Origin of the sequence: Nocardia sp. NPDC046473, from assembly GCF_040645995.1 — a bacterium.
GTDB lineage: Bacteria > Actinomycetota > Actinomycetes > Mycobacteriales > Mycobacteriaceae > Nocardia.
The window spans coordinates 607357-613579 of record NZ_JBEYZJ010000005.1 but is presented as its reverse complement, the minus strand read 5'-3'; the positions used below and the strand labels follow the sequence as shown (position 1 = coordinate 613579).

At 65.8% G+C, this 6223-nt stretch carries 6 protein-coding genes; 1 reads left to right on the top strand and 5 read right to left on the bottom strand.

Annotated features, from left to right (window positions below; genetic code table 11):
* Nucleotides 1-11 precede the first annotated feature (11 nt).
* Complete coding sequence (locus ABZ942_RS20780; protein WP_357384280.1) at nucleotides 12-848, bottom strand: CPBP family glutamic-type intramembrane protease; 837 nt, start codon at nucleotides 846-848, stop codon at nucleotides 12-14.
* A gap of 661 nt (nucleotides 849-1509) precedes the next feature.
* Between ABZ942_RS20780 and ABZ942_RS20775 the strand changes: the two genes are divergently transcribed.
* Nucleotides 1510-2922 (top strand): MDR family MFS transporter, encoded by a 1413-nt coding sequence (locus tag ABZ942_RS20775; protein WP_357384278.1) that lies wholly within the window; start codon nucleotides 1510-1512, stop codon nucleotides 2920-2922.
* A gap of 97 nt (nucleotides 2923-3019) precedes the next feature.
* On the opposite strand, the gene ABZ942_RS20770 is transcribed toward ABZ942_RS20775, so the two are convergent.
* From ABZ942_RS20770 to ABZ942_RS20755, 4 genes are all read right to left on the bottom strand, one after another.
* Nucleotides 3020-3772 (bottom strand): hypothetical protein, encoded by a 753-nt coding sequence (locus ABZ942_RS20770; RefSeq protein ID WP_357384276.1) that lies wholly within the window; start codon nucleotides 3770-3772, stop codon nucleotides 3020-3022.
* A complete protein-coding gene (locus tag ABZ942_RS20765) occupies nucleotides 3769-3978 on the bottom strand; it encodes a hypothetical protein (protein WP_357384274.1) in 210 nt (69 codons plus the stop codon). Before ABZ942_RS20765 ends, ABZ942_RS20770 begins: the two co-directional genes overlap by 4 nt.
* A gap of 650 nt (nucleotides 3979-4628) precedes the next feature.
* Nucleotides 4629-4883, bottom strand: coding sequence for a 2Fe-2S iron-sulfur cluster binding domain-containing protein (locus ABZ942_RS20760; protein WP_357384272.1), 255 nt, complete (start codon nucleotides 4881-4883; stop codon nucleotides 4629-4631).
* Complete coding sequence (locus tag ABZ942_RS20755) at nucleotides 4880-6223, bottom strand: oxygenase MpaB family protein (RefSeq protein ID WP_357384270.1); 1344 nt, start codon at nucleotides 6221-6223, stop codon at nucleotides 4880-4882. The genes ABZ942_RS20760 and ABZ942_RS20755 overlap by 4 nt, the downstream gene beginning before the upstream one ends.

Sequence of the window (6223 nt, the reverse complement as noted above, 5' to 3'; positions counted from 1 at the left end):
CACTATCCCTACTACGTAGAAACAGAAGAACGTGGCTCGACTGAATTTTCAGTATTGTCCGCGACGGCGGGGACATTCTGGTCGGTGAGGGTTTTTCCGGGAATCTCGGACAATCCGCGCTCGGCCAGGTTGCGCCGGGCCTGCGCCAGCGGGAAGGCCAGCACGCGCAGATCGTGGAAGAGCTTGATCGCGATGGTCGGCCAGATCGCTCCGGTCAATTTGTAGGTGAGCGCGAGCGCGACACCACCGAATATCACCTGGGCGGAGACGGCGGGACGGAATCCGTGCCGCAGACCATCGATGACGCCACCGGCAACGATGATCAGGATCCAGAACGGCATGTCCGGCCACAGCAGCGCGACCGCGTAGATGGTGAAGCCGCGGTAGACGACCTCCTCGGCGGGGGTGCTGAACGAGTTGGCCAGCCACCAGAACCGCTCGATCGAGCTCTCCGGCGTGATGAAGACGACGTACTCGATCTTGTGCGCGATCCAGTCCTTGCCGCGGCGACCGCCGACCAGCGGAATCAGCACTGGCCCAAGCAGATACGACACGTAGACGGCGACGATGGCCAGGCTGATGATCTTCTCCGCGAGCGAGAAGCCGCGGAAGATCGAGAAGTCGAAGTGGGTCAGGCCGAGCTCGTGCACCGAGGTGCCGCTGACCGCGAAGGCGATGAGGATGACCGCCAGGGTCGCCCAGGTCCGGAAGACGCCACCCTGATACAGGCGGACGCGCGCGTCGGACCGTTCACCGAATTCCTTCGTGAAAACGCGTACCGAGAATATCTCGAAGAATGGCTCGGCAAACACGAGATAGACGAGCAGAATTATGCAGAAGATTTCCATCGGGAGGCCCCGTTCACTATCCGGTCGGGTCGGTCTTTACATTTCAGTGGAGTGGGGTCGTCCGTGCCCTCATGCTTGGGACAACAATTACACGCAGGTTGAGGAAAACATCAGTGACTTTGCTCTACTGCCCGAGCTCTAACATCACCTACCTACGGCGTCGTCCTGAACACATCGGCAGACAGTACAACCGTCCTGAGATAACTGTCTACAGCTTCCACCTGGAAGCTCCTGTGAGCTGAGACACCGGTTTTATACGGAGTAAGGCCCTCCGCATGCACCGGGCGCCATACGTCCCATTCGCGTAGTTTTTTCGCCCGATTTCACCTGGTCGGACGAAAGACGTCAACGATTCACCACAGCGCATTCAACTGCCGGAAACATTCCGCACCGCTCGACGCAACATCCCGTCACGTCAATTTGATAGCTCATTGTTTGCCAGAGATGTGCGGCCGTCCAACTTCGTATGTACGGCCGTCCAACACCGGGCCACGGCACCCCTACGCGGCCCCGCCTCGATCGGTGCCGACACCGGGCGATCGCGGGCCCGCCGCGGGGCTCGTCGACACCCGAATGCCGAGAAAATTCCGAGCGGGAATAGCTGGGACCGGACTACGTTCGTTGATGGTGGTTAGTCGAACAAACGAAAGGGGCCGCGCGCGTGGCAACCGAGACAGTGGCATCGTCCGTCGGATTTCGATCGGAGCGTGGCGCCGTACTCGGTGCGCTGATGCTGTCGACGGGATTGGTGGCGTTGGATTCCACCATCATCGCCACCGCGGTGCTGACCATCACCAGCACGCTCGGCGGCTTCGCGCAGTTTCCGTGGCTGTTCTCTATATACCTACTCGCCCAGGCCGTGACCGTCCCGATCTACGGCAAGCTCGCCGACACGGTCGGACGTAAGCCGGTCCTCATGTTCGGCATCGCGGTGTTCGCGCTCGGCTCCCTGCTGTGTGGGCTGGCCACGAGCATGCTCGGGCTGATCATCTTCCGCGCGGTGCAGGGCATCGGCGCGGGCGCGATCCAACCGATGACGATGACCATCGCCAGTGACCTCTACACACTCACCGAACGCGCGAAGGTGCAGGGTTATCTGGCCAGCGTGTGGGCGATGTCCTCGGTGGCGGGACCGCTACTGGGCGGCGTCTTCGCCGACTACCTGAGCTGGCGCTGGATCTTCCTGATCAACCTGCCGCTCTCGGCCGTCGCGGCCTGGATGCTGCTGCGCAAGTTCGCCGAGACCGCGCCGCGGCGCAAGCAAAAGGTGGACTACCTGGGTGCTGCCCTCTTGACTGTCGGCGCGGGTGCGCTGATCCTCGGCCTGCTCGAGGGCGGGCAGGCCTGGGCGTGGAACTCCCCCGCGAGCATCGGCATCTTCGTCGGCGGTGCGGTGCTGCTGGTGCTGTTCGGCCTGGTCGAGCGGCGGGCGGAGAATCCGATCCTGCCGCTGTGGGTGTTCACCCGACGGGTGATCATCGCGAGCAGCCTCGTCTCCGTGCTCGTCGGCACCATCCTGATCGGCTTGACCTCCTACGTCCCGACGTTCACCCAGGGCGTGCTCGGCACCGGCGCGCTGGTCGCCGGACTCACCGTCGGCGTGCTCACCCTCGGCTGGCCGATCGCCGCCTCCCAGGCCGGAAAGCTCTACCTGCGCATCGGTTTTCGATCGACCGCGCTGATCGGCAGCGGGCTGGCGACCGTGGGCGCCGCGACTACGCTGCTGATCAACGAGGATTCGACGCTGTGGCAGGTCGCCGGATCCTGCTTCGTGATCGGCATCGGCATGGGCTTGGTCGCGACACCGACCCTCATCGCGGCGCAGACGAGTGCGGACTGGTCCGAGCGTGGCGTGGTGACCTCGGCGAATATGTTCGGCCGCTCGATCGGCAGCGCGGTGGGCGTCGCGATCTTCGGCGCGATCGTGAACGCACGCGTCGGGCACACCGATCATCCGCTGCCGTCGACGCTGTCGTCGGCGGTGCATCTGGTCTTCATCACGGTCCTGGTGATGGCGGCCGTGATGGTGCTGGCCTCGGCGTGTATGCCGGGGCGCAAGATCGTGGACGCCTAGGGTCCGGCGAACTCGAAGGTCGCGACGACCGGCGCGTGATCGGATTCGGGGAACTTCTGGTGGCGGTGCTCTTGGTCGCCGGGGATGTACTCGATCGTTACGCCCCGGGGCGGTCGGCGATTTCGGCGAGTGCGCGGTCGCGGTGTTCGGGCGGCAGTTGGTCGACCGCGGCGCGGACGGCCGCGAGGGCGGAGCCGGAGAGGCCGTCGAGGGTGCTGCGGTATTCGTCCCACAGGTCGTGTTCGGCTGCGGCTCCGAGCATTTCGGCCAGCTTCGCCGCGGAGACCAGGGCGACCAATCGTTCCAGGTGCTCGGCGTCGTCGACGAGGAAGGCCGCGCGGATCAGGGCGGTTCCGTCGAGGGCGGCTTGCGCGGCGCGGGCGGCAGCGTCGGAGATCGCGGCCATCAGGTCACCGAGGGTGATCCAATCTGCTTGCTCGGCAAGTAGTTTGGCGACGGCGACGATGGTGTCCGTCGGTACCCCGGCGATGATGTAGGCCGAGCGGCGGGCGTCGAGCAGCGGGGCGACCTCGGCGAGGAAGTCGACCGGCAGGCGCTTGGCGACGTCGACGGCGTGGGACGGTTCGAGTACGCCCGCCATGCGCGCGGCCAATAGCGCGTTGCGGTTGCGCGCCACCAGTTTTGCGATGACCGGGGCGGGAATCACCTTGGCCGCCGCCGCGGTTTTGCGCAGGCCGCCGGATTGGCTTTCGAACAGTAGGTCGGCGACCTGGAAACGGAAGTCTCTGACGTCGGCGGCGGAGACGTCGGCGAGGTAGGCGAGTCGTTCGACGGGCACGCCGAGCGTGCGGGCAAGCTTCGTCACCTGGGCGGTGGCCGCGTCGGTCACAACCCCGCCGCCTTCTTGACCGCGCCGCGCAGGAAGCGGGGGACGAAATCCAGCAGCGAGTACGCGGCGGCTTCCAGGTCCTTCGCCTGTTTACGCCTGGCTTCGGCCACCACCGTGGCAAGTTCAGCCTGGACCTCAGGCGTCAGTGCGGCAATCCCGGCAGGCAGGTCGCCCGGCACCAGTTCATCCAACGTCTTCGTTGTCATCTCACTACCTCCGCCTCGACTCACAACCGAATCGCCCCAACCCACGCTTCACCGACGCCCGGCTCCGATGCGCAACGCTACTGCGTCATCGGCTAGCCCGCGCCGCGCGTGTACACGATCACAACTGCACCGCTATACGGTTGTGTCGGCTGCATACCGCTCAAACCACACTGCGGCACGCAGCCAACTCGACACCAGCGAGTCGCCCAACGATGAGCCGAGCCGTCAGCAGTCCCGGCGGTGCACGCCACAGAAGGCCTTCTCCTAATCGACCGGGACCCCGAGCAGTGCCACGACGACTTGACGTAGGTTGCGTGCTCTTGACGTAGGTTTGCAGCTCGCGTCAAGAGCACGCAACCTACGTCAAGTTCAGGTCGGGGCTCGTCGTTGACACCATTTCTCGGGGTCGGGGCTGCAGGTCTGGGTGACCGCAAGGTGTCAGATCCCGCGAGCCGGTGCGGATCTTCCGGTACAGCGGCGGGGTCATCGGCACGCAGGCCCACCGGATCGCGTCTCCGGTCGAAGCGGCCATCGCTCGCACCAATCTTCTGGATCTGCACCCGTTCAGGGTGTCCCGAGGAGGCGGCTCCGGAACCGGTGCAGATCGTCGGGCACCGTGCCGGGTTGTCGATGTGGGGGTGCGGGTGACGTTAGAGGTCGAGGATGAGGTAAGTGAGGGGGCCGGGGGCGGTTGTGCAGAGGCGGAGGGGGCGAGGGTAGTGGTCGCTGGGGTGCGAGCCGGTGGCGGCGAGGGCTCGCGTTTCGCAGGTTCCGCAGATGCCTGCTCGGCACATCGAGTCGACGGCGATGCCCGCGTCTTCTAGTGCCTCGAGCACGGTGAAGGCGGGTGGGACAAGGACTGTGCGGCCGGATTTGCGTAGTTCGACCACGAGGGGCGGGATCATCGGACCGGGCAGCGGGCGAGGCCGGTGGCTGATTCGTCGTGTTGGTCGTATGGGGTGCCGTAGATGCCGACGCGGGCGGCGAGCAGTTTCGCGACCTTGGTGTTGCGGCGCCAGACCGGGTCGTCGGCGGCGGCTCGGCGCACCATGCGGCCATGGGCACCCGGTAGGGCGTCGTCGAATGCGCGCAGTCGGACGTCGAGTGTGGCCGCCACGCCGGTCAGGGTCGACCAGGGCTGTACCGGCACATCGCGTAATGGTGTGCTGCGGAACAACTCTCGCACGAGTCCTGCGCTGCTGAAGTAGGTCAGCAGGCCGAGTAGCGGTGCCGTCGCTCGGACTTTCAGTCGATCGACGACGCTCGTCGCGCCCGCGAGGCGGTGGGTTGCCGCGCCGGCCATGTTCGCGGTCCATTCCGGCGCGACACCGGCGGTGGCGACCATGTAGTCCGACATCTCCATGCCCTCGACGGCCGAGCGTGGGATCAGTTCGTCCGCGACGCCGAAGACGTAGGCGATGTAGGCCCAATAGTGCATCACCGCATTCAGTTGCCGCTCAGTGCATTTGCGGCCGTGGGTGTGATCGAAGCACATCGGCGACAGGCCGAAGGTTACCGCGGCGCCCATCATCGTGCTGTTGGAGATGGGGTTGCCGTGCGTGGCGAAATGGTCGGCGCCCCAGGCGCGGCGCAGGCCGGCGCGGACCTGGGCGTGCATGAGTCGCACGCGCACCGTGTCTTTGAAGACCGGCGACCAGCGGTCCATGCCGCCGCGGACCGTCACATTGCGAAACCAGGTGGCGGTCTCCAGGTTTCGCCGGTAGGGATCGTTGACGAATCGGCCGGTGGCGCCGGTCGCGGAGGCGACCTCGGCGCCGACGAAGGTGCCCATGAAGTCCTGCACGCCCATGGCGAGCTTGCCGGAGGTGGAGACGTTGATCCAGAGTTGGCGGCCGTGCTCCCAGAGGTCGGGGTCATACCAGTCCGGTGGGTTGTCGAGGGTGGCGAACAGCGCGACCAGTTCCGGTGGCGGATCGTCGAGTGTGTCGATGCCGTGGTCGAGGGCCTGGTCGAGTAGGCGTCTGCCCTCGGCGGTGCCGATCCGGCGGAACGCGGCGACCAGCTGGTCCATCGGTTCGTCGCCCTGCCAGAGGTGGTCGGCCATCAGCCGGGTGCGCGGCGTCTCGGCGGGGATCGGTCGTACGTCGATCCACGGCGACAGGATCGATTTCCTTGGCTCGAACCATAATTCGGAGGCGACGGCGCGCGGCGGTGGCGGGCGCAGCGGCATGCCCTGGCGGTAGTAGTAGTCGTTGGGGTGTGCGGCGGTGTTCACGTCCAGCAT

Bases quoted from the DNA above. Each gene is read 5' to 3' on its own strand.
- ABZ942_RS20765 (WP_357384274.1), bottom strand. From the start codon at position 3,978: ATGACAACGAAGACGTTGGATGAACTGGTGCCGGGCGACCTGCCTGCC.
- ABZ942_RS20760 (WP_357384272.1), bottom strand. From the start codon at position 4,883: ATGATCCCGCCCCTCGTGGTCGAACTACGCAAATCCGGCCGCACAGTC.
- ABZ942_RS20780 (WP_357384280.1), bottom strand. From the start codon at position 848: ATGGAAATCTTCTGCATAATTCTGCTCGTCTATCTCGTGTTTGCCGAG.
- ABZ942_RS20755 (WP_357384270.1), bottom strand. From the start codon at position 6,223: ATGCTGGACGTGAACACCGCCGCACACCCCAACGACTACTACTACCGC.